We start from the raw sequence: 23006 nt of genomic DNA, 5'->3' as shown, positions 1-23006 counted from the left end.
TGGTGTTTTTTGATATGAACGTTTAAAATAATACGCCAAGAGAGATTCGAACTCCCGACCGCTCGCTTAGAAGGCGAGTGCTCTATCCAGCTGAGCTATTGGCGCAAAATGTTAACGCAACAAAATTTATTATAATGAAGATACATAACAAAGTCAATCATAAATTAGAAATAACAACGAAAAAAATTGAAAAAGAGTTTGTAGGAGAGAAAAGTGAAGTTTTCATTGACTCAGTATTCTTATTTTGATACAATGTTAATGTTGTAATTGTGGACTCCACAGCTACAACCGCACAGAACAAGTTTTTAAGCATGACACTAGTCATCACTTGGGATGGCGAGTCTAAGTCTAGAAGAAGGAGGTGCTGTATAGCATGTACGCAATTATCAAAACTGGTGGTAAACAAGTAAAAGTTGAGGTAGGTCAAGCGATTTACGTTGAAAAATTAGACGTAGAAGCTGGCGAAAAAGTTGTTTTTGACGAAGTTATCTTAGTGGGTGGCGAATCTACGAAAGTAGGAGCTCCAACCGTAGCAGGTGCAACTGTCGAAGGAACTGTAGAAAAACACGGCAAACAAAAGAAAGTCGTGACTTTCAAATACAAACCTAAAAAACACACTCACCGTAAACAAGGTCACCGTCAACCATATACAAAAGTTGTAATCAACGCAATCAACGCATAATTCTTTTAAGTTGCATAGGAAAGAAGGCCTATCAATGATTAAAAGTTCTTTTAAACGAAATGGCGCTGGCCAAATCGTTTCTTTTGAAGTCTCAGGGCATGCTGAGTCTGGTCCATATGGCAGTGATATCGTTTGTGCAGCTGTGTCTGCTTTAACGATTAGTACGGTCAATGGTATCGATGCTTTAGCTGGGTTTGAACCGATTGTTGAAACCAACGAAGATGAAGGTGGTTACCTTTATGTCGAGATGATTTCAAATGCAAATCAGGAACAAACAAACATTGCCCAGATTCTCTTGGAAAATCTTTTACTAGGTTTACAAGCAATTGAGCAAGAAAGTCTTGAATTTATTCAAGTCAAAACCATAAACGAAAAATAGGAGGTGCAGACTATGTTATTAAATATGAATTTACAATTATTCGCCCACAAAAAAGGTGGAGGTTCTACTTCCAACGGACGTGATTCAGAATCTAAACGCCTAGGCGCTAAAAGTGCTGATGGACAAACTGTTACTGGTGGATCAATTTTATACCGTCAACGCGGAACTAAAATTTACCCAGGAGCAAACGTAGGTATCGGCGGAGACGACACTTTATTTGCTAAAGTTGACGGCGTAGTACGTTTCGAACGTAAAGGCCGCGACAAAAAACAAGTGTCTGTTTACCCAGTAGCTCAATAATAGTTGAACTAAACGGCTCTATCCTTTTATCAAGTAAAGGGATAGGGCTTTTTTGTTTAGGGTCAAAAGACTCTTGGATACTGAATAGAATAATTGTTTAACCGACTCCGACCTGTCGGTTTTTAATACCTAAATTCGCTTCTATTCACATGTATAATGATATTGACCAAACACCCTATAACAAAACGTTTTCGTTTTACCTTGCGTAACAACTTCTTAAACTTCTACTTATTATAAAAAACTTATTGACAAAAATATATTCTATAAAGTATTATTATTCCACTTAAAAGAAAACGGAGTGTTATGTATGAAAAAGGTTTTGATTCATGTTCTGAGTTGTAGTTTTTTGATAGGATCAGCGGTAATTCCAATTGCAAATGTAGCGCTCGCCAACGAAAAAGAAGTAATACAAGAGATACGTCCGGATTCTGATGCATCAATCTTATCCGATGAAGGAGCAGGCTATTTAGATGTTCCGGAAATAAATTTAGATGACGACTTCAAAGAATATGAAACAGATGTTTCGTCTCCTCAAGCTAGAGCAGCTTTCCTCATAACTTGGAAGATAGAATCGAAAAAACGTCTGGAACATCGTATGGTCCGTGGAGAAAAGGTCCGTCTGGAAAAGGGAAAGCGACGCTATCTGCTAATAATTTAAATACAAGTAGCAGGTCAGTTTCATCGAGTATATCGGGAGACTATCCTATCGGCAAAGGGAAAATAGGCGCATCGTTAGGAATAACGATAGGGCAATCAAAGACATATGGTGTATCATACTCTAGATTGATACCAGCTGGGAAAAGAGAGCAAATTATTTTTAGACCAGTCTATAAGCTAACCAAGATTAAACAAAGAAAATATCTAGCAGGTACTAAAACAAACACTACTCAAACGGCTATGGTGAAATCGTTTAGTCATTGGGATTATTCATTCAAATCTATCTAAGGAGTACAATAAGTGATTAAAACAAAGTATCTAGTAAGTCTTGTTATAGGCTTAATTATGGTGTTCATCTTACAGACTATAAGCTATTTAAACTGGATATTAGTTGATCAAGATGTGATTAATGGGGTACGTGATCAATATTTATTTTTAAAAACACCGTTAATGATAATTCCAGTTTTGTTTATCTCTTACTTTGTTTATGGGGTGAACAGCAAGGGAACTAAAGAGTAAATAACTATACTTAAAGCTGTAGCGTAGAAATGCTTGCTATATTGCTAGCTAGTCTATTATGTTTAATATGTATTTTATGTTATTATGTAATTATTTGATGCAAATATTAAATGGAGGAGATAAAATGTCGAAGCTTTCAAGAACTATGACTGAACGAATGATTTTTCAAAAAAAACAGATTTTTCAAGCTTTTTTTATTATAGCTATGCTGTCTTTTTTTATGGTTTCACCTCAACTATATAAACATGCTTTAATTATTTCAAATGATTTTTTATTTCATATGAATCGTTTCTATGATTTAAATCAGCAAATGACTACAGGAAATTTTAATTATTTTCAGTCATTATATGGCTTTGCTCAGTCAGGAAGAATAGTAAATGCGATGTATGGAATGGATTTTGCTATATTTCAAGCTGTTATATTAACTTTATTAGGAACTTGGTTTAAATTTCAAATCGTTTCGTCTTTCTTATGTTTTTTTGTCAGTGGCTTTTCAATGTATATATTGTGTAAATATGCAATGGTCAAAAATTCATATTCCATAGTGGCATCTGCTTTTTATATGTCCACTTCAACTATTGCGTATTATGCATTAGTCACAAATTATTCTGGTTGGGGAGCAGCCTTTTTACCGCTAGCATTTCTTCCGGCAATTCGCATGTTACAAAATGAAGAGAGACCAATTAAACCACTATTACTGGGTGTTCCGATTGCTTTGCTAATATCTGTTCACATGTTTTCAACAGTGCTGGCCGTCTTAGGATTGCTTCCTTTCTACATCTATGCCTTCATAAATTGTAATAAAAAATCCATTATGATAAAGGATACTATTTGGGCAATATTAATAGCTGTAGCTCTTTCAGCTAATACATTTGGGAGTATAATAGATTTGTCTGGCGATACTTTAATTGGACCTTATCCTGTACAAGATATGATGTCGAATAGTACCTCTTTTTCAATTGGTGCACCAGGATGGGCAACATTTGGCTTGATTTTTTCATTTCTATTTATTTTTCAATCAGTAACTACGTTTGTGTCTTGGAGATATCTCTCAAATATGGAAAAGATGATTAACTCTGTGGGGCTTTTCTTTTTACTTGTTTCATCAAAATTACTTCCTTGGAATGCTATCGCAGCAAGATTTACTTTTATTCAAGGTATGCAATTTCCCCAAAGATTTGCTTGTGTTGCATGCATCTTATTATTATTAGGTTGGGCTATCAGAATACAACGATTATTTGACGTCAATTCTGATAAAAGTCAAATTATTAGACAACCAATTTTAATTTTCTTTGCTACTATGGCAATTCTTAGCTGTAATAATATCAATCTGCAGATGGCTTCCAGTTCGGATGCTTGGAAATCGAATCAACCGATAAAAGATAAGGGAGCATCTGAGATATTTGAAACTGATCCAGAAAAGATTAGGCAAGCTTTTGGAGGGCGTAACGAGCTTGGGAAAGGATTTTCTATTGTCGTGAAACCAACTTCGGATTATTTACCTAACCACAGTAAGGAGAAATTTGATACTTATGGAACATACTCAGCGGAAATCATCCATAATGAAAACAACGTAATTAAAAAGATTACGTCTGATAATCAGATTGAATTAAATTGGGAAAATAAACAAGATAAGAATAGTTCTTTACTTCCGATAATAATTTATAATCATAGTACGGTAGAATTGAATGGGAAAAAATTATTAAAATCTGAATATAAACTTTCAAAGATAGGTAGTTTGATTATAGATGCACCGATTGGTCAAAATAGACTTGTAGTGGGGTATCAACCGAGTTTATTCTTTAAGTTATCAATAGTTGTTAAAATAGTTTCTATGGTTGCGTTACTAATTTATGGGATAAGGTATCTTTGGATTAATAAATCTAATAAAAATGTATAGTATAAAAAAATGATATTATGAGCTTGATATAATAAGAGGAATAATTTTTAAAATATGCCGCATAGACATACTTTTTTAGAAAAAAGCAACATTTCAAATTATTTTTGTAATTTTAACTTACGAGAAAATTTTTTTTATGGTAGCATAAACTCTGTTATTAAAAAAGAGGAGTGTATGTATGCCACAAAACAAAAAAGAAGGAATATTCTTCACAACAATTGTCTGTTTTTCGATGGTGCTTTCAATGAGTGCTTACAATCTTTTATTACACGGACAATTTTCATTAAGCAATTTATTGGGTGGATTAGTGCCAGGATTTATTGTAGCGTTTATATTTGACGTCTTGATTGTCTCATTACCAGCTAAGAAAATTGCATTTGCTCTGCCTATCAATAAAGAGAAAAAAATCCAGATGATCATTGCTGTTTCAAGCTGTATGGTTTTAGGAATGGTCTTTTTTATGTCGATGTATGGAGTTATTATGCAATTTGGCTTTACAGAGAATTTTTTGAGCTATTATATCGGCGCGTTTTTTAAAAACCTGATTATGGCATTGCCGTTGCAATTATTGATTGTAGGACCGATTTGTAGAAGGATTTTGAGCATGAGTCGTCAAAGTAGCTGGCTAAAAGAAACAAATAATTAAACGAATCAAAACGAGTAAAGTAAGCCGATTAACAGGAGTTTACTTTATTCGTTTTTTTGGTGAAGTAAAAGGAGTGGGCTAAAAAGAGGGTCGAGCTTTCCAAAATCGATAAAAAGTTGTTATAATTAATAGAAACTTGATAAATAGGGGGCCTTCAACAATGGAGATACATGAGCGAATTGTCAGGTTATTAAATTCAAGTACCGTATTTTTAATTTCAACCATTGATAAACGAGATTTTCCAACCGTTATTGCTGTTTCTAAACCGTTGTGGAGAGAAGGGTTGTTAAAGTTACAATTTTATTTGGATGGAAATGGAGAAACGGTTAAGAATATTGAAAGTAATCCGAATGGATCTGTTTGTTGTTATGAGGAAATTCAACATGAAAGCTTGCTTTTAAAAGGGAAGTTGACAATCGAACACATTGAGTCTGTTCAATCGATTGAGCCTAAATTGTCAAGCTACCAAAAAGAATTAAATCACTCGGACCCTGTATTGGTTACTTTTGAAACGTGGACCGCTAGGATACATATGGATAAAAAAACAAAAGATATCATTGTTTAGAATAGATAGAAAGCTGATATTTTTTTTAAAATAGGAGTATGAAGAGTTGAGATGATGAACGATCTCTGCTCTTTTTATTTTTTGTAGTATAATTTAGCGTTCTTAATAAAACGTGATCGATCTTCATTTTTTCTTAAGAAGTGTTCATCATTTATTCGAAGATTTTTATGTTTGAGTTAAGTTTTTGGGGTTATAATGAATTATCAACAAATAATGGTAATGGATTTTAAAGCTATTAACCATATGAAAGAAAGGGGGAATGACGATGTACGCTGTAAAAGTATTACATGGGTATATTGGTAAAGACGGACACCGTACAAGAGATAAAAACCATGTTCGAATCTTTCAAACAAAAAATTACGCAGAAAAATTCGCTGACAAAATTGGCGGACGTGTTAAAGTACTAGGATAAAGTTATATATACAGGAAACGAGCAGCCTAAACGATAATTAGTTTGGGCTGCTCGTTTGTAAAAATATATTAAATGTAAAGATCAAAAACAGCAATTTCTGGTGGAACTCTAAAGCGAGCAGGAATTTTTGTGGTACCTAAACCGGTATTAACGTATAAAGTGGTGTCGTTCGCTAACGTATAAAAACCTTCAAAGTATTTTTCTGCCAATACATTTTTGATTGTAACAAAGGGCAACTTTACTTGCCCGCCATGACTATGACCTGATACAATCAGCTGAATATCGTGATCAATTAGTTCATCTGCCTTATCGGGTTCGTGGCTTAATAAAATAGTATAGTCACTCTGACGAGCGGCTAAGGTCTCATCAATCGATGAATTTCCCAACAAAGAGTCATCTAAACCACCAATGTAGACTGATTTTCCATCAGGAAGTGAAACATTAGCACCGGAGTTTTCCAGTAGTTGGAAGTCTGCTGCTGCTAAAATGTCAGGATAAACACGAGTAGCGCCGCCACCATAATCATGATTTCCCCAAACTGCATATTTTCCTAAAGGGGCAGACAAACGACTCAGTGCGGCAATCACTTCATCAATTGGTCCATATTTTGCATAATGATCAAATAAATCGCCTGTAAATAAAATAATATCTGGTTGTTCGTTATTGACTTTCGTGACGATTTTTTCTAGTTGTGCAACTGGATATTTTTCTTGAATATGAATATCTGAAAGTTGCACTACTTTGACTGGTTTTTGGCCATCATTATTCCCTAGTGTGTAGTGATGAGTGACAATTCTTTTTGGTTCTATAAAGAAGGCGTAAAGAGCTATGCCGATAAAAACGAATATAACGCAATAGAAAACGTATCTTTTTTTCATGAGTAACCTCACTTTCACTATTTACTATAACGAAAAGAAATTAAAAAATGGTAAAATGAGACTTGTAGCATAGAAACTTTAGAATAATTTAGAGGTTGTAGGTCTTCGGTGTTTTTCAAAATCATTATTTGCTATAATAGAGAAGAACTTATTAGAAAGAAGGATGAAACAATGATGGTAAGAGTAAATAAATTAAGAGCGTTAATGAAACAAAATGATCTTTCAGGTTTTTTAATTACAAGTCCGTACAATTTACGTTATCTAACCAATTTTACAGGAACAACTGGACTTGCGCTGATTACGTTAGATAAGGCTTTTTTTGTAACGGATTTTCGTTATACAGAACAAGCAGCGGAGCAAGCACAAGGTTTTGAGATCATTCAAAATGCTGGTCCAATCTATGATGAAGTGGTAGCTATCGCAGAAAGAGAAGAGTTGACTAATTTAGCTTTTGAAGAAACTTTTGTTAGTTTTGCAGAATATAGTTTGTTAGAAGAAATAAAGCCATGTGATCTAATTCCGGTAGCGGGGTTAATTGAAGAATTGCGTGAAGTTAAAGATGAAGAAGAAATTGCGATCATCGAAAAAGCTTGCAGTATTGCCGACCTTGGATTTAAACATATTTTAACTGTGATCAAACCTGGTATGACGGAAATTGAAATCGCCAATCAATTAGATTTTTATATGCGTTCTTTAGGTGCTTCTGGTGTCTCTTTTGAAACAATCGTAGCCAGTGGTTTGCGTTCCGCGATGCCACATGGTGTTGCCAGCGAAAAAATTATCGAAAAAGGGGATCTAATCACATTAGATTTTGGTTGTTACTATCAAGGCTACGTTTCGGATATGACGAGAACTTTTGCAATTGGTGAGCCAGATAGTCAATTGAAAGATATTTACCAAATCGTTTTAGAAGCACAGTTAAAAGTCTTAGATGAAGCAAAACCAGGACTGACTGGCATTCAACTAGATGCGATTGCTCGAGATCACATTGCATCTTACGGCTACGGTGAGGCGTTTGGGCATAGCACTGGGCATGGTATCGGCTTGGAAATACATGAAGGTCCAAATGTTTCCTTTAGAGCAGACAAACAATTTGTTGCTGGAAATGTGATCACAGATGAGCCGGGAATTTATATTCCTGGTCTTGGCGGTGTTCGGATCGAAGATGACCTATTGATTACTAATGAGGGGAATCGTGTTTTAACACATTCACCTAAAGAATTGATCATTTTATAAAATAAGTAGACCATCGATGAGGAAAGAACTAATAGATAGTCTAATAGATGCTATTTTATTTAAATAAACCCTTTTCAACTCATTTTCTCATAGTTTTTTTGGTAGCGAAATGAGCGGATTAATGATAAACTATGAGGGAATAGAAACATAGATAGGTAATTGAATATAAACGAAAAAACGTTATTCTCTTATTTTCTTGTCAGGGCTATACGTTATGACCGTTCTATCATCTAGCTTCGCAGGCTGTCTCTTGAAATGTTACAACCAAAGAGACATTCGTGAGCCTGTTGCGCTTTTATTATAAGGAGGATTAAAATGACTGAAGAAAAAAATCTAGTGATCAATACAAAAGATTCTTTAGGTGAAATTGTTATCGCACCAGAAGTAATTGAAGTCATTATTGGTATTGCTGCATCTAAAGTGGATGGCGTTTATGGCATGCGTGGAACATTTGCTAATAATGTAACGGAATTTCTTGGCCGTGCTGCTCACGGTAAAGGTGTTTATTTAAGAGCGGAAGAAGAAGGGCTGAAGGTGGATATTTACTGTTACTTGAATTATGGTATTTCTGTACCTAAAGTAGCATTAGAAATGCAAGATCGTGTCAAACAGCAAGTGTTGTTCATGACAGATATCGATTTAGTGGAAGTCAATATCCATGTTGTAGCAGTAGTTCCAGAAAAACTACCTGAACCAGATTTCGATGAATTATTCCCGGAAGATGAGGGAGAAAATGAGTAAGCCAAGTTTCACTCGTCATGAGATTCGTGAAAAAGCGCTCCAAGCGTTGTTTCCTTTAGATTTTAATGTTGACTTAACAAAGCAAGATGCGATTTCATATGCATTAGAGTTAGACAATCAAGAAATCATTAGTGAAGATGGGGAAGAATTTGTCCCAACTTATTTAGATTTATTGGTAGGCGGCGTTTGTGATCGAAAAGCAGAACTTGATGAGATTATCAAAAAACATTTAGGGAATAACTGGTCGATCACTCGTATTGCTAAGATGGATTTAATCATTTTGCGTATGGCGATTTTTGAAATGCTGTATGTTGGAGATGTTCCCAACACGGTTGCTTTAGATGAGGCAATTGAGCTTGCTAAAAAATATAGCGATGATCGTTCTAGAAAATTCGTTAACGGTGTTTTAGCGAATGTAATGAAAGAAATTGATTCAAAGTAGAGATGCTTTGAATCTTTTTTCATTTAGAAATCATAGAGTGTTAAGACTAGCCGAATTATGCTAAAATAAAAGAATATCGACAAAACGAGGAGTGTGCATATGGGAGAGTTAATCAATGGCCGCGAATTAGCAGATAAGATGCAAGCGCAAATCAAAGAAGAAGTGCAAGAACTTGAAAAAAAAGACATTCGTCCAGGGTTAGTTGTATTGTTAGTTGGTGAAAATTCAGCCAGTCAGACCTATGTGAAAAATAAAGACATTGCAGCAGCTAAAATCGGAATCCATTCAAAAATTGAACGTTTACCTGAAACAATTTCTGAAACTGAACTAGTTTCTGTTATCGAACATTATAATCAAGACCCAGAATACCATGGAATCTTAGTTCAGTTACCGTTACCAAAGCATATCGATGAAGAAAAAGTCTTATTAGCTGTGGATCCTAAAAAAGATGTCGATGGGTTCCATCCGATGAACATGGGACACTTATTTATTGGGGAGCCCACGATGATACCTTGTACACCCTACGGCATCATGAAAATGTTTGAAGCTTATAATATTGATTTAGAGGGCAAGCGAGCAGTTGTGATCGGACGAAGCAATATTGTTGGAAAACCAATGGCGCAACTTATGATGATGAAAAATGCTACGGTTACGATTGCACACTCAAGAACCGTTGATTTGCCAGCTATAGCTAGAGAAGCAGATATTTTAGTTGTTGCGATTGGCCGTGGTCATTTCGTGACAAAAGAATTTGTAAAACCTGGTGCAGTCGTGATCGATGTCGGGATGAATCGAGACGAGAATGGAAAATTGATCGGCGATGTAAAATTTGATGAAGTGTCACCTGTTGCAAGCTTTATCACGCCAGTTCCAAAAGGTGTTGGACCTATGACGATCACAATGTTGATGTATCAAACGGTCGAAGCCGCGAAAAAACAAAAGTAAGGTGAGAAGATGGAGCAGCAATATTTAACAGTTACAGCCTTAACAAAATATTTAAAACGTAAATTTGATGCTGATCCATACTTGGAACGGGTTTATTTGACGGGAGAAATATCCAATTTCCGTCTTCGCCCCAATGCTCATCAGTATTTTAGCTTAAAAGATGATGGTGCGAAGATTTCCGCGATCATGTTTAAGTCGGCCTTTCAAAAGTTGAAATTTCAACCAAAAGAAGGGATGAAGGTTCTTCTAGTTGGTCGTATTTCATTATATGAGAGTGGCGGCTCTTATCAAATTTATGTAGAGCATATGGAACCAGATGGCGTTGGTGCTTTATATCAAGCTTTGGCAGAATTGCGTGAGAAGTTAGGCAAAGAAGGCTTATTTGAAGGACCCAAAAAAATATTGCCGAGATATCCTAAACGAATTGCGGTCGTTACAAGTCCAAGTGGTGCGGTCATCCGAGATATTATTACGACAGTCAAACGAAGATATCCGATTGCACAGCTGGTGTTATTTCCCACATTAGTTCAAGGCAATCAAGCAGCTGATGATATTGTTCGCAATATTCAGCGCATTGAAGAATTAGGTACTTTTGACACGATGATCATTGGTCGTGGTGGTGGCTCGATCGAGGATTTGTGGCCGTTTAATGAAGAACGAGTAGCTAGAGCAATTTATCAGGCAAACACACCTGTTATTTCATCAGTAGGTCATGAGACAGATGTAACGATTGCCGACATGGTAGCGGATGTCAGAGCTGCAACACCGACCGCTGCAGCAGAATTAGCCGTTCCGGTACTGAATGAAGAATTACTAAGAATCAAAGACCGACAAACTCGTTTAGAGCAAAGTTTCCTCTATCAATTACAACAAAAAAATGAACGGTATCAACGGTTAAGAAATTCATATGTATTCAAACAACCAGATCGTTTGTATGAAGGTCAAACAATCAAATTAGATCGAATCACACAACGGTTAATTCAATCAATGGAAACTGTTTACCATCAGAAACAACGGACAGCACAAGAGATTATTGGACAATTTAGACAGCAAACGCCTCTTGGGCAAATTAGAGAAGGGCAACAGCAACTAAAGTTTTTGAACCAATCACTTCATGATCGGATGGCGCAATACATGAAGGATAGGGAAAAACAATTTACTTCTGCTGTTCAGCAATTGGATTTGTTGAGTCCATTAAAAATCATGGGTCGAGGCTATAGTTATACAACGAAAGAACAGCAAGTAATCAAATCAGTTAACGAACTGAAACCAAAAGAAAAAATTCAAATCCATTATGTGGATGGCATAGTAGATACGGTGATTGAAAAAATAACACCCGCTGAAGAGGAGTAAAAAAATGGCCAAAGAAAAAGCAGTTGAAAAAACATTTGAAGAATCATTAACTGAATTAGAAGGAATCGTCCAACGTTTAGAACGTGGAGATGTACCTTTAGAAGAAGCATTAGCCGCTTTTCAAGAAGGTATGATTTTGAGTAAACAGTGCCAAGATACGTTGCAAAAAGCCGAAAAGACATTGACAAAAGTCATGACCGAAAATAATGAAGAAGTTTCGTTTGAAGAGAGTGAGGATAATTGATGGAAGCTTTCAGTGATTTTCGTAAGCAAAGTTTACCGCTTATTGAAAAGGAAATGGAAAATTTTATCAATGAATACACTGCAAATGACCAGTTGAAAGAAGCTATGCTGTATTCGATTCATGCTGGAGGTAAAAGATTTCGCCCGCTTTTAGTGTTAGCAACCATTCGTTCGTTTAATAAAAAAGCGCAAACGCATGATTATCAAGTTGCAGCAGCTCTGGAAATGATTCATACGTACTCATTGATTCACGACGACCTGCCAGCGATGGATGATGACGATTTGCGTCGTGGAAAACCAACAAATCATAAAGTGTTTGGTGAAGCCCAGGCAATTTTAGCCGGCGATGGCTTACTTACTGCGGCTTTTCAACTCGTAGCCCTCAGTCAAATAGAGTCAAATCAAAAAATATTGTTGATTCAGATACTAAGTAAGGCTGCTGGAACTCAAGGAATGGTCGCAGGGCAAGCAGGTGATCTACAAGGAGAAAAACGCTCATTGTCATTGTCCGAGTTAGCTAATGTTCATGAAAAGAAAACGGGAGCTTTGATTGAATTTGCTCTCTTAGCAGGTGGGATTTTGGCGGAGCAGCCAGAAGAAATAGTTGATTTACTGGGTATTTTTGCTCAACATTTAGGGTTAGCTTTTCAGATCAAAGACGACTTGCTGGATGCGACAAGTACAGAAGAAGAATTAGGCAAGCAAGTTGGGCGAGATGAAGCACTAAACAAAAGTACTTATCCAAATTTACTTGGATTAGAAGGTGCTAAAGAAGCCTTGAACGAACAATTAACTAAGGGCAGTAATACGTTAAAAGCAATAAAAGAAACAAGCTCGGAGTTTCATTCAGAATTATTACAAGAATTATTAGAACAATTGCAGTTATAATAGAAAGAAGGCACTTATGAAAAAAGAGCGCGTCGATACTTTAGCGTTTACTCAAGGATTATTTGAAACAAGAGAAAAGGCCAAACGTGCAGTGATGGCTGGGCTCGTGTACAATGATAAAAACGAACGATTAGATAAACCGGGGGAGAAGATTTTGAGTGAAACCCCCTTGCAAGTAAAAGGTCAAACTCTGCCGTATGTATCCCGCGGGGGATTGAAACTAGAAAAAGCGTTGGACGTATTTGAATTAGATGTGACAGATAAGACCATGTTGGACATTGGTGCTTCGACTGGAGGGTTCACGGATGTAGCGTTGCAAAATGGTGCTCGCTTGAGTTACGCCTTGGATGTCGGATATAACCAATTAGCATGGAAAATTCGTCAAGATGAACGAGTTGTTGTGATGGAACGGACCAATTTTCGTTATAGTACACCAGAAGATTTTCATGAAGGTGTTCCTGATATTGCTACGATCGACGTATCCTTTATTTCGCTGAAGTTGATTTTACCTCCATTGCATAAAATTTTGAAACCAGGTGGTAAAGTAGTCGCTTTGATTAAACCTCAATTTGAGGCTGGCAAAGAGCTTGTAGGGAAAAAAGGGATTGTTCGTGAACCAGAAACACACACACTTGTTTTAAATGATATTCTTTCATTTGCGCAAGAACATGGATACTCTGTTAGCGGATTAGATTACTCACCAATCACTGGTGGAGAAGGAAATATCGAATTTTTAGCCTATTTAACCTCTAAAGAAACATCAGAGCCTAAAGATCTTTCGGCAGAAACTACGGCAGTTGTTGAAGCTGCGCATAAAAAGTTGAAAGGCTAGGTTATAAAATTAGACGAAAGAACGATTAGTTGCTCGTTAAACACAAGATCTTATTGATAAGACTGAGATAAAACCTTCAGTGTTTTATTTTCAGCCTTATTTTTTATCCTTTCAAAATGAATAAAAATACGCTATTATAAAATGGAAATGAATCGAAAAAGAAGTGTGCCTATTTAGTACGTTATAATGGTAGAAAAAAATAACACTAGCTTTTATTTCTAAGTGCTGAAAAGCGATGTTTGGAAAGACGAATCATTAGGAAAGGGAGCATATTAGTATGAGAAAAAAAGATCGGCATCGTTTGATTACTCGCTTATTAGCTGAAAAAAATATTCAAAAACAAGAAGACTTTGTGACATATCTAGAAGAAAAAGGGATCGAGGTGACACAAGCAACCATTTCTCGTGACATTAAAGAAATGAAATTAATCAAAGTACCTTCCGTAGATGGCGGCTATCGATACAGTATTCCGGCAGAAACAAAGGAAGATACGTCGGTCAAACTAGAAAAATTGATGAAAGATGCATTTGTTTCAGTCGATCAAATGGAAAAGCAAGTTATTTTGCGTACTATACCAGGGAACGCTGCAGCAGCATCTAAATTAATAGAAAAGCATTACAAAGACATTGTTTTTGCAACACTTAATGATGATGCCAGTGTCTTGATCATTGCACGAACTGAAAAAGATGCTGAATTTTTAAAAAATGAGTTTTTCCGATATTTATAAAATCGAGGTGAATAAACATGCTGCAAGAGCTTTCTGTAAAGAATTTTGCGATCATATCCTCCTTACAATTAGAATTTCAAATGGGAATGACCGTTTTGACTGGGGAAACAGGTGCGGGAAAATCAATCATTATTGATGCGATGGGATTGTTGACAGGTGGTCGAGGATCAAGTGATTATATACGCCAAGGCGCTACTAAATGTACGCTTGAAGGCCTATTTACAATGCCAAAAAATCAAGAATTAGTGACCCTTTTAGAAGAATTGGGGATTGAGACCGATGAAGAATCAATCGTAATCCAAAGAGATATTTCAACTTCGGGGAAAAATGTTTGTCGTGTGAATGGCCGAATCATCAATATTTCAAATCTACGAAAAATTGGTGAATTTTTAGTCGATATTCATGGTCAGAATGAACACCAAGAATTGATGCAAAGTGAAAAACATTTAGGCATGTTGGATGACTTTGGCGGCAAAGAATTATTCAAGATAAAAGAGCAATATCAAGAAATTTACTCAGAGTACCGCATGATCGAAAAAAAAGTCAGAAACAGACAAAAGAACGAAAAAGAATTTGCACAACGGATGGATATGTTACAATTTCAAAGTGATGAAATAGCTGCAGCACAACTTGTTTTAGGTGAAGAAGAACAATTGATCGAAGAACGAAATAAGCTAGGGAATTTCCAAAAAATAGCAGACGCTTTAGCTGCCAGTTATGAAGCAGTCAATGGGGACGGGGATAGCAGTTTAGATAAGATCGGCTATGCGATGAATGAATTACTCTCGATCGAGATGCTGGATCCAGAGTATAAAGCTATTTCTGAAGCAGTTCAAAACAGTTATTATCTTTTACAAGAAGCTAGCGGCGATTTGTCTCGCCATATCGATAGCTTAGAATTAGATGAAAACCGATTGAACGAAGTAGAAACGAGGCTTGAACTTATTCGTCAGATGAAAAGAAAATATGGCGAATCAATTGAATCGATCCTTGCTTATTATCAAGAGATCACACAAGAATTGGCAGATGCTGATTTTCTAGAAGGACGGACTGGCGAGTTGGAAACACTTCTGGTCGAAAAGAAAAATCAGGTAATCTCAAATGGGTTGAAATTGCGGGATATTCGAAAAAGAATTGCAAAAAAACTTGAAAAAAATATCCTGAGGGAACTAAAAGAATTGTATATGGAACGAACGGTTTTTGATATTCGTTTTACTGAATTATCGGAAGAGCAGTTCACGGAAGAAGGACTGGATCAAGTGGAGTTTTATATCACTACGAATCCGGGAGAGCCATTAAAACCTTTAGTAAGAGTTGCTTCTGGTGGTGAATTGTCCCGTGTGATGTTAGCATTAAAAACAATTTTTTCTAAATCTCAAGGAATTACGAGTATTGTCTTTGACGAGGTCGATACAGGTGTCAGTGGTCGTGTCGCACAAGCAATTGCGGATAAAATTTATCAGATATCTGAAAATTCTCAAGTATTGTGTATCACGCATTTGCCGCAAGTGGCTGCCGTAGCAGATTACCAATATTTCATCGAAAAAGAAATCATTGGGGAACGGACTGAAACAAAAGTTAGGAAATTGAAGCAATCTGAACGAGTAGCTGAAATTGCTCGCATGCTTTCAGGAAGTGAAATCACTAAGTTGACAACAGAACACGCCAAAGAATTATTGAATATGGCTGGTAAAGAACGCAAAGGCTAACAGGGGTTTGCTTTTTGGGTAAGAAGGCTTTAATTTAAAAGCGAAAGAAATCAAGAAAACTTATAGGCTAGCTATCTGCGTTTAATCAGATTTAGAGTATGGAGCAAAACTATTTTTGGGTTTTGCCTCATGCTCGTTTTTATATAAGTTTAACGTTACTCAAAAAAATAGAGAAGAAAAACGATGCAAGGCATCTATCTTCTTCTCTGTTAATGTCTATTTAGTTGATTATCGTAAACTCATTATTGCAGTCAATATTGTTGAGCCAGCAATGGCAATTAGCATCAACCAAACAACGACTTTAGTGACTTTAGAAAATGTACTAGTCTTTTTATCGTTCATTGATTCTACACATCCTTATTCTTTACTTTCTTTAGTTTACATCGTTTTACAAAAATCAGCAACTAAAATTTTACAAAAGGTTTCGTTTTTTAAGCCGTCGAATGACAAAAATACATGTTACTGTTGTGACAACTGTAATCCAAAAAAAGGCATCTGCTCGGTTGGCGAAGGGTAATTTCACATTCATACCGAAGATTCCACCGATAATTGTGGGGATTGTCAAGACGATCGTTAAAGAAGTCAAAATCTTCATTACGTTATTGAGATTGTTTGAAACAATTGCTGAGAATGTATCGCTAACTTTATCTACAAGTTTAAGTTGAATACTAGTAGTTGTTGCAGCTTGCTTTGTTTCCACTAGAATATCATGGAGCCGCGGTAAGTGAGCTCTAGGATCAGTAAATATTCTAGCATTATAGAGCATATTCAAAACCTCTAAATTGGAATTTATAGCAGATTCAAAATAAACTAAACTTTTTTGAATGTCCATCATTTGATATAGTTGACTATTTTCGGTTGACACTTTTAATTCACCTTCAAGCATGTTTGTTTGTCGGATCAATTCTTTTAAAAAGCGGTTATAACAAGTCGATATTTGCCATGATAAGTGTAGAATCAAGGTTTCATGAATAGGTAATTCACTACTAGGGACTGGGGTAGAAAATGTTTGTTTTAAAAAATCAGCTGAATTATTGATCACGGTGATTACTTTTCCTTCAGTCGTCAAAATAATTGCGAAAGGGAAAGTATCTAATTGCGTGTACCCACTAGGACTGATTGTTTCATGGGGATATTGAAGCAACATCAAAGCAGGCTCTTCTAAAGTATTTTGATGTAACCCTTCAAACCGAGAATTTTCGTTATCATCTAGCACACCTGTGATATAATCTTTAGGGAGTTTATAAGTTGTGACTAATTGGTCGATTTCTTCTTCCGTAGGTTTTTCAACAGCAAGCCAAATGGTTTCATCTGTATCGGAATGAGAAGGAATCAGTTGACCATCTTCTATCTTTAAATAATTAATCAAAATGCCACCTCTTTTTTTATGAAACTACTATAGCTCCATTATAATAGAAGTAGTGTATTTTTGGGAAACAAAGCTCTCTTAATTTAGTATTATTTAGGCATGAACTTTTAAACGAAATGAAACATCTGTGTAAAGAAAATAAAGTATAGTTAATAAAGCGTGTTACGAAAGGAATTGTTAGTAAATGGTGTCTTTTTCAATCATTATGCTTTTTTGGTATGTTTTCCCAGTAATTGTCTTATTTGCGAGTAATTTTATTATTTCAACGTTCTCATTGACAGAGCGTTTTAAAGTAAAAGCGCCGGATATTTCAATTCCATTTTTATTCATAGGATTAAACGAATTATCAAAAGATAGTTACGGACAAACAATTGTGCCTTATATGATCATTTCAGTTTTGCTATTGGGGATTTGCGTGGCTGTTTTCCAAGCATACTATTATGGAGAGATTCTTTATGGCAGATATTTTAAAATGTTTTGGCGCTTAGTCTTTCTTTTAAGCTTAGTCTTATATGCAGTGCTTATTTTGCTGAACATCGTTCATTATTTTTCATAAATTTAAAAGGGTGGCAGACATCTCACCACTTGTCCCCACCCTTTTTATTTGAAATATTTTTATGAGAAATCTCACTTGAAAATTGGAAGTTAAAATCCTTATAAAATCCGTTGTATAGGAATTGGTACCGCTTTTTCATATAGTTGTTCTACACACTTGAATATTACAAATTTTTTAAATAACCATTAAAAGGTGGAAGATTTATTGTTTTTGGTGGTAGAAAGTGGTGGGATGTGGTAGACTGTTTCTATCAAGTGGAAAAGTGGGGAAAATTGGCTATGTTTATGGGTGAATTTCAACATAATATAGATGCCAAAGGCCGACTCATCGTACCAGCTAAATTTCGAGACCAATTAGGTGAGAAATTTGTGGTAACTAGGGGAATGGATGGCTGTTTATTTGGTTATCCAATGTCCGAATGGGAGCAATTAGAGGAGAAGTTGAAAGAAATGCCTCTAGCCAAGAAGGATGCCCGTACATTTGTCCGCTTTTTTTACTCGGCTGCTACAGAATGTGAAATCGATAAGCAAGGCAGGATTAATATCCCAGCTACTTTGAGAACGCATGGTAGTTTGGAAAAAGCTTGCGTGATTATCGGTGTTTCAAATCGAATTGAGATTTGGGATGAAGCACGTTGGCAAGAATTTTCTACAGAAGCTGAAGAGAATTTTGATGAAATTGCAGAATCGATGATTGATTTTGGCTTTTAGAAAGAGGAGCATTATGACAGAAGATTTTCAGCATTATACTGTTTTATTAAAAGAGACAGTTGATGGCTTACATGTGAAAGAAGATGGCATCTATGTCGATTGCACATTGGGCGGCGCAGGTCATAGTGAGTACTTACTCTCACAACTAAGCGAGCAAGGGCATTTATATGCGTTTGATCAAGATCAAAAAGCATTGGATTTTGCAGCACAACGATTAAAAAAATATGTTGATCTAGGGATGGTAACCTTTATCAAGTCGAATTTTCGATATTTAAAAGAAGAGTTAGCGAATCAGGAGATTTATCATGTCGATGGTATTTTATACGATTTAGGTGTTTCTTCTCCTCAGTTGGATGAAGCTGAGCGTGGATTTAGCTATCACCAAGATGCACCGTTAGATATGCGGATGGATCAAGAAGCAGAGTTATCTGCTTACCAAGTCGTTAATGACTATACTTATCATGAATTAGTGAAGATTTTTTTCCGTTACGGCGAAGAAAAATTTTCTAAACAAGTTGCTCGAGAGATCGAAAGAGTACGTGCGAAAGCACCGATTGAAACGACTGGCGAACTAGTAGAAATTATAAAATCTGCCATTCCAGCACCTGCTAGACGCAAAGGTGGACATCCAGCAAAACGAATCTTTCAAGCAATTCGAATTGCGGTCAACGATGAACTGGGAGTCGTAGAAGAGTCTTTGGAACAAGCGATTGCTTTATTAAACAAAAACGGTCGGATCAGCGTGATTACATTTCACTCCTTAGAAGATCGGATTGTAAAAAGCATGTTTAAAGAATATAGCACAATGCAGGATTTACCACCTGGGCTACCAGTAGTTCCAGAAGAATTTCAACCAGAATTAAATGTAATAACTAGAAAGCCGATTTTACCAGGTGAGACTGAATTGGCTGAAAATAATCGCTCACGAAGTGCTAAATTAAGAATTGCCGAAAAAGTTAAATTAAACTTATAAAGAAAGGGGTACTGACATGGCTGAGTTAAAAAAAATGGAAGATTTTCAATATGATATTCCAGTGATGGATGAACCAGTCAAAGGTCCAAATAATGAACCTAAAGTTCAAAAAAATGTAGACCTACCCCAATCACCGAAAAGGAAGTTGAGAAATATCTCGCTTTTAGAAAAGGCAATCGGCTTTTTATTGTTAGTAGCGATTATTGGAATAGCAATTCTCACCATTCAAGTACGTACATCTATTACACAAATGACGAACCAAATCACTGAAACACAAGCAACGATCCAAGAAAAAGAAGAATCAGCTTTGAAATTAGAGCAACAAAAAAATGAATTATCAAAAGCAGATCGTATTAAGGAAGTTGCAAAAAGCAAAGGTCTTTCTGATAATATTGAGAATATTAAGAAAGTAAAATAAGGAAATATAAGGAAAGTGAAATAGATGAGCACAAAAAATAAAATAAAGAATTTTGTCAAAAAGAAGAACTTAAATCCAATGAACAATCGTAAAAAAGTAGGCATTATTTTATTTGCTACGAGTATTGGATTGTTCTTTTTATTTGCCTTTAGATTAACGTATATTGTGGCTGTTGGTAAAGTCGCTGGTGTTTCTTTGCCAGAAAAAACAGCGGACCTTTATCAAGGTAGTAAAGTTGTTAAAGCCAAAAGAGGTGCGATATTAGATCGTAACGGCGAAGTAATCGCAGAAGATGCTACTTCATATTCCGTCTACGCTATTTTGTCAGAAACCTATCTTGGCGAAGATAATAAAAAACTTTATGCACAGAAAAAGGATTTTGATGCTTTAGCTGAAATCTTAGATAGAAACACAGAATTATCTAAAGATGAAGCACTAAATTACTTAAATAAAGGTGTCAACGAAGATGGTACCGTGAAGTTTCAAGTTGAATTTGGAAGCAAAGGGAAAAACATCACGTTAGAAACTAGACAAAAAATTGAAGATGAATTAAAACAGAAAAAACTTGCAGGACTTTATTTTGAAGGACATCCAGCTAGAATTTATCCTAATGGTGTCTTTGCTTCTCACTTTATCGGGTATACAGATTCTGTCGATGCTGAAGACGATTCAAAAGGGTTAGTTGGGAAAATGGGCTTAGAAGAGTCTTACAATGATATTTTAAAAGGGCAAGATGGCAAAATCGAATATGAAAAAGATGTATATGGAAATCCTTTACCTGGTACAGTTGCTAGTAAAAAAGAAGCTGTAGATGGCAAAGATATCTATACAACGATCGACAGTCGTATACAGAGCCAATTGGAATCATTATTAGATCCAGTTGTTGAAGAATACAAACCAGAAGATATGACAGCAATGCTGATGAAAGCAAAAACTGGTGAAATACTTGCCATGTCACAACGACCTTCATTCAATCCTGAAACAAAAGAAGGAATAAAAGAATGGCGTAACTTGTTAGTAGAAGACAGGTTCGAACCAGGTTCCACTATGAAACTTTTCACTACAGCCGCAGCAATGCAAGAAGGGAAGTTTAACCCCAATACAACATTTGCTTATCCAGCTGGCGGTTATAAATTAGATGACAGAACTGTAAACGATCATGATTTTGGTGCAGTGGGGCCTTTGACGTTCCGTCAGGCTATTTCTTGGTCTAGTAACGTAGGAATGCTTACTTTAGAGCAAATGATTGGTGGCGACAAGTGGAAAGAGTATCTGGAAAAATTTGGATTTGGTAAATCAACGAATTCAGATCTAGCAGGGGAGTCAGCAGGGGAACTTCCAGGAGATAACTGGGTCGATCAAGCGATGTCTTCATTTGGTCAAGCAATCTCTGTTACAAACTTCCAAATGATGCAAGCTTATACAGCAATTGCCAATGACGGTTCAATGTTGAAGCCGCAGTATATCAGTAAAATTGTAGATAAAAATACTGGAGAAGAAAAAGTTACTCAACCAGAAAAAGTAGGGCAACCGGTCATTGCACCACAAGCTGCAAGTGATATTCGAACATATATGATCGATACAGTAGAAGATCCTAATTATGGTATTGCTTATGACGTTTACAAAGTTCCAGGATATCATGTAGCGGCTAAAACAGGTACAGCTCAAATCACTGGAAAAAATGGATACATGGCTGGTTTAACAGATTATACCTATTCTGTTGTAGAAATGGTACCAGCAGATAATCCAGAATATATTTTGTATCTTACAATGAAAAAACCTCAAACCTACACTAGAGATGCACTTGCTAAAATTGCTAATCCGTTGATGAAAGTTGTAATGGATTCGATGGATAGTGACTCAGCTGCAACTGAAGATGTGGCGAAATAAATGAAAAAGTAAACCAATACGAGTTGAATAATTAGGAGAGATATCATGGAGTGGACACAAATTTTTATTCCCATAGTATGTAGTTTTGCGATAACAGTGGCGGTAATGCCGATGTTTATCGGTTACTTCCAAATGAAGAAACAAGGACAAACAACACGTGAAGACGGTCCGACTTGGCATAACGTAAAAACAGGCACGCCAACGATGGGTGGTTTAGTATTCTTAGTTGCAAGTTTTATCACGTCATTATTAGTGGGATTATGGAAACAAGAACTCACTCCTTCTTTACTGATTATTTTATTCATCTTAGTTCTTTATGGTTTATTGGGATTTTTAGATGATTTTATTAAAGTATTTAAAAAAAGAAACATGGGGTTAAATTCCCGTCAAAAATTGATTGGTCAAATCATTGGCGGGTTAGTATTTTATTTTGTTTACCGTTCAGAAGGATTACCTGATACGTTAGATTTATTTGGTGTTATGACGTTGCCTTTAGGTATTTTTTATGGCGTATTCGTCATTTTTTGGTTGGTTGGTTTTTCCAACGCTGTGAACTTAACTGATGGGATCGATGGATTGGTCGCAGGTTTAGGGACGATTTCCTTTGGTACATATGCCATCATTGCTTGGAAGCAGCAACAATTTGATGTTGTGATCATATGTTTAAGTGTGATCGGTGGGCTATTAGGTTTCTTCCCATATAATAGAAAACCAGCTAAAATTTTTATGGGTGATGTTGGTTCACTTGCCTTAGGCGGCTTGTTGGCGGCGATTTCAATTATATTGCGTCAAGAGTGGACATTATTGTTGATCGGATTGGTTTATGTATGTGAAACAGCGAGTGTTATTTTACAAGTTGCTTCATTTAAGCTGTTTGGTAGACGAATTTTTAAAATGTCGCCGATTCATCATCATTTTGAAATGTGTGGTTGGTCTGAATGGAAAATTGATATTGTCTTTTGGTTAACCGGCGCTATTTGTTCAGCTATCACATTATGGATTATTTTTTAGAGAGTCCTAGATAAAAAAAGTCTAG

At 36.0% G+C, this 23006-nt stretch carries 28 protein-coding genes, 1 tRNA gene and 1 other annotated feature; of the genes, 25 read left to right on the top strand and 4 right to left on the bottom strand.

Annotated features, from left to right (window positions below; genetic code table 11):
• Positions 1-31 precede the first annotated feature (31 nt).
• Positions 32-105, bottom strand: a tRNA-Arg gene (locus IGJ34_RS12325).
• 171 nt (positions 106-276) lie between these two features.
• Positions 277-354, top strand: a sequence feature (ribosomal protein L21 leader region).
• Between the two features lie 19 nt (positions 355-373).
• Between IGJ34_RS12325 and rplU the strand changes: the two genes are divergently transcribed.
• From rplU to IGJ34_RS12280, 9 genes are all read left to right on the top strand, one after another.
• Complete coding sequence (rplU, locus tag IGJ34_RS12320; protein WP_010762829.1) at positions 374-682, top strand: 50S ribosomal protein L21; 309 nt, start codon at positions 374-376, stop codon at positions 680-682.
• Between the two features lie 34 nt (positions 683-716).
• Positions 717-1061: a ribosomal-processing cysteine protease Prp gene (locus IGJ34_RS12315; RefSeq protein WP_025873320.1), complete on the top strand. Its 345-nt coding sequence runs from the start codon at positions 717-719 to the stop codon at positions 1059-1061.
• A gap of 12 nt (positions 1062-1073) precedes the next feature.
• Positions 1074-1361, top strand: coding sequence for a 50S ribosomal protein L27 (gene rpmA, locus IGJ34_RS12310; RefSeq protein WP_010762831.1), 288 nt, complete (start codon positions 1074-1076; stop codon positions 1359-1361).
• A 307-nt stretch (positions 1362-1668) separates the two neighbouring features.
• Positions 1669-2019: a hypothetical protein gene (locus IGJ34_RS12305; RefSeq protein WP_430597569.1), complete on the top strand. Its 351-nt coding sequence runs from the start codon at positions 1669-1671 to the stop codon at positions 2017-2019.
• Positions 2020-2318: 299 nt separating this feature from the next.
• Entirely contained in the window at positions 2319-2537 is a 219-nt protein-coding gene (locus tag IGJ34_RS12300; RefSeq protein ID WP_430597568.1) for a hypothetical protein, read from the top strand.
• 124 nt (positions 2538-2661) lie between these two features.
• Positions 2662-4437, top strand: coding sequence for a hypothetical protein (locus tag IGJ34_RS12295; RefSeq protein WP_430597567.1), 1776 nt, complete (start codon positions 2662-2664; stop codon positions 4435-4437).
• A gap of 178 nt (positions 4438-4615) precedes the next feature.
• Positions 4616-5083 carry a DUF2798 domain-containing protein gene (locus tag IGJ34_RS12290; RefSeq protein WP_206835804.1) on the top strand — a complete coding sequence of 156 codons (468 nt, stop codon included), beginning with the start codon at positions 4616-4618 and terminating at the stop codon, positions 5081-5083.
• Positions 5084-5243: 160 nt separating this feature from the next.
• Positions 5244-5648 carry a pyridoxamine 5'-phosphate oxidase family protein gene (locus tag IGJ34_RS12285; protein ID WP_069655271.1) on the top strand — a complete coding sequence of 135 codons (405 nt, stop codon included), beginning with the start codon at positions 5244-5246 and terminating at the stop codon, positions 5646-5648.
• A gap of 265 nt (positions 5649-5913) precedes the next feature.
• On the top strand, positions 5914-6060 hold the full coding sequence (locus tag IGJ34_RS12280) for a hypothetical protein (protein ID WP_167351535.1): 147 nt from the start codon (positions 5914-5916) through the stop codon (positions 6058-6060).
• 68 nt (positions 6061-6128) lie between these two features.
• Here the strand turns inward: IGJ34_RS12280 and IGJ34_RS12275 are convergent, their stop codons facing one another.
• Positions 6129-6938, bottom strand: coding sequence for a metallophosphoesterase (locus IGJ34_RS12275; protein ID WP_069655272.1), 810 nt, complete (start codon positions 6936-6938; stop codon positions 6129-6131).
• A gap of 171 nt (positions 6939-7109) precedes the next feature.
• Here IGJ34_RS12275 and IGJ34_RS12270 point away from each other — a divergent pair, with 171 nt between their 5' ends.
• The 10 genes from IGJ34_RS12270 to recN all read left to right on the top strand — a co-directional run bounded on the left by IGJ34_RS12270 (position 7110) and on the right by recN (position 16054).
• Positions 7110-8174, top strand: coding sequence for a M24 family metallopeptidase (locus IGJ34_RS12270; RefSeq protein WP_430597566.1), 1065 nt, complete (start codon positions 7110-7112; stop codon positions 8172-8174).
• 315 nt (positions 8175-8489) lie between these two features.
• On the top strand, positions 8490-8915 hold the full coding sequence (locus tag IGJ34_RS12265; protein WP_010771224.1) for an Asp23/Gls24 family envelope stress response protein: 426 nt from the start codon (positions 8490-8492) through the stop codon (positions 8913-8915).
• Entirely contained in the window at positions 8908-9357 is a 450-nt protein-coding gene (gene nusB, locus IGJ34_RS12260; RefSeq protein WP_069655274.1) for a transcription antitermination factor NusB, read from the top strand. The genes IGJ34_RS12265 and nusB overlap by 8 nt, the downstream gene beginning before the upstream one ends.
• 99 nt (positions 9358-9456) lie before the next feature.
• Positions 9457-10302, top strand: a complete 846-nt coding sequence (locus IGJ34_RS12255) for a bifunctional methylenetetrahydrofolate dehydrogenase/methenyltetrahydrofolate cyclohydrolase (protein ID WP_430597565.1) — start codon at positions 9457-9459, stop codon at positions 10300-10302.
• A 9-nt stretch (positions 10303-10311) separates the two neighbouring features.
• Entirely contained in the window at positions 10312-11655 is a 1344-nt protein-coding gene (gene xseA, locus IGJ34_RS12250; RefSeq protein ID WP_430597564.1) for an exodeoxyribonuclease VII large subunit, read from the top strand.
• Between the two features lie 4 nt (positions 11656-11659).
• Positions 11660-11899 carry an exodeoxyribonuclease VII small subunit gene (locus IGJ34_RS12245; protein WP_430597563.1) on the top strand — a complete coding sequence of 80 codons (240 nt, stop codon included), beginning with the start codon at positions 11660-11662 and terminating at the stop codon, positions 11897-11899.
• The gene (locus tag IGJ34_RS12240) at positions 11899-12786 is read left to right on the top strand and encodes a polyprenyl synthetase family protein (protein ID WP_069655278.1); all 888 of its coding nucleotides are present in this window, start codon (positions 11899-11901) and stop codon (positions 12784-12786) included. The genes IGJ34_RS12245 and IGJ34_RS12240 overlap by 1 nt, the downstream gene beginning before the upstream one ends.
• A gap of 16 nt (positions 12787-12802) precedes the next feature.
• Positions 12803-13618 carry a TlyA family RNA methyltransferase gene (locus IGJ34_RS12235; RefSeq protein WP_206835815.1) on the top strand — a complete coding sequence of 272 codons (816 nt, stop codon included), beginning with the start codon at positions 12803-12805 and terminating at the stop codon, positions 13616-13618.
• A 277-nt stretch (positions 13619-13895) separates the two neighbouring features.
• Positions 13896-14345, top strand: coding sequence for an arginine repressor (locus IGJ34_RS12230; RefSeq protein WP_069655280.1), 450 nt, complete (start codon positions 13896-13898; stop codon positions 14343-14345).
• Positions 14346-14362: 17 nt separating this feature from the next.
• Positions 14363-16054: a DNA repair protein RecN gene (recN, locus tag IGJ34_RS12225; RefSeq protein WP_430597562.1), complete on the top strand. Its 1692-nt coding sequence runs from the start codon at positions 14363-14365 to the stop codon at positions 16052-16054.
• Between the two features lie 228 nt (positions 16055-16282).
• Here recN and IGJ34_RS12220 read toward each other — a convergent pair whose 3' ends face one another.
• A complete protein-coding gene (locus tag IGJ34_RS12220) occupies positions 16283-16396 on the bottom strand; it encodes a DUF4044 domain-containing protein (RefSeq protein WP_071868151.1) in 114 nt (37 codons plus the stop codon).
• A 70-nt stretch (positions 16397-16466) separates the two neighbouring features.
• On the bottom strand, positions 16467-17423 hold the full coding sequence (locus tag IGJ34_RS12215; protein WP_069655282.1) for a magnesium transporter CorA family protein: 957 nt from the start codon (positions 17421-17423) through the stop codon (positions 16467-16469).
• A gap of 184 nt (positions 17424-17607) precedes the next feature.
• Between IGJ34_RS12215 and IGJ34_RS12210 the strand changes: the two genes are divergently transcribed.
• From IGJ34_RS12210 to mraY, 6 genes are all read left to right on the top strand, one after another.
• On the top strand, positions 17608-17979 hold the full coding sequence (locus IGJ34_RS12210; RefSeq protein WP_069655283.1) for a DUF3397 domain-containing protein: 372 nt from the start codon (positions 17608-17610) through the stop codon (positions 17977-17979).
• A gap of 278 nt (positions 17980-18257) precedes the next feature.
• Complete coding sequence (gene mraZ / locus IGJ34_RS12205; protein ID WP_069655284.1) at positions 18258-18689, top strand: division/cell wall cluster transcriptional repressor MraZ; 432 nt, start codon at positions 18258-18260, stop codon at positions 18687-18689.
• A 13-nt stretch (positions 18690-18702) separates the two neighbouring features.
• Positions 18703-19662 carry a 16S rRNA (cytosine(1402)-N(4))-methyltransferase RsmH gene (gene rsmH / locus IGJ34_RS12200; RefSeq protein ID WP_069655285.1) on the top strand — a complete coding sequence of 320 codons (960 nt, stop codon included), beginning with the start codon at positions 18703-18705 and terminating at the stop codon, positions 19660-19662.
• Between the two features lie 16 nt (positions 19663-19678).
• The gene (gene ftsL / locus IGJ34_RS12195; protein ID WP_069655286.1) at positions 19679-20080 is read left to right on the top strand and encodes a cell division protein FtsL; all 402 of its coding nucleotides are present in this window, start codon (positions 19679-19681) and stop codon (positions 20078-20080) included.
• 24 nt (positions 20081-20104) lie between these two features.
• Positions 20105-21970: a peptidoglycan D,D-transpeptidase FtsI family protein gene (locus IGJ34_RS12190; protein WP_430597561.1), complete on the top strand. Its 1866-nt coding sequence runs from the start codon at positions 20105-20107 to the stop codon at positions 21968-21970.
• A gap of 45 nt (positions 21971-22015) precedes the next feature.
• Positions 22016-22981: a phospho-N-acetylmuramoyl-pentapeptide-transferase gene (gene mraY / locus IGJ34_RS12185; protein ID WP_069655288.1), complete on the top strand. Its 966-nt coding sequence runs from the start codon at positions 22016-22018 to the stop codon at positions 22979-22981.
• Positions 22982-23006: the final 25 nt, after the last annotated feature.

Source organism: Enterococcus sp. AZ177, assembly GCF_050544585.1.
In the GTDB taxonomy this organism is placed as follows: domain Bacteria; phylum Bacillota; class Bacilli; order Lactobacillales; family Enterococcaceae; genus Enterococcus_L; species Enterococcus_L plantarum.
This window is presented reverse-complemented; position numbering and strand designations above follow the sequence as displayed.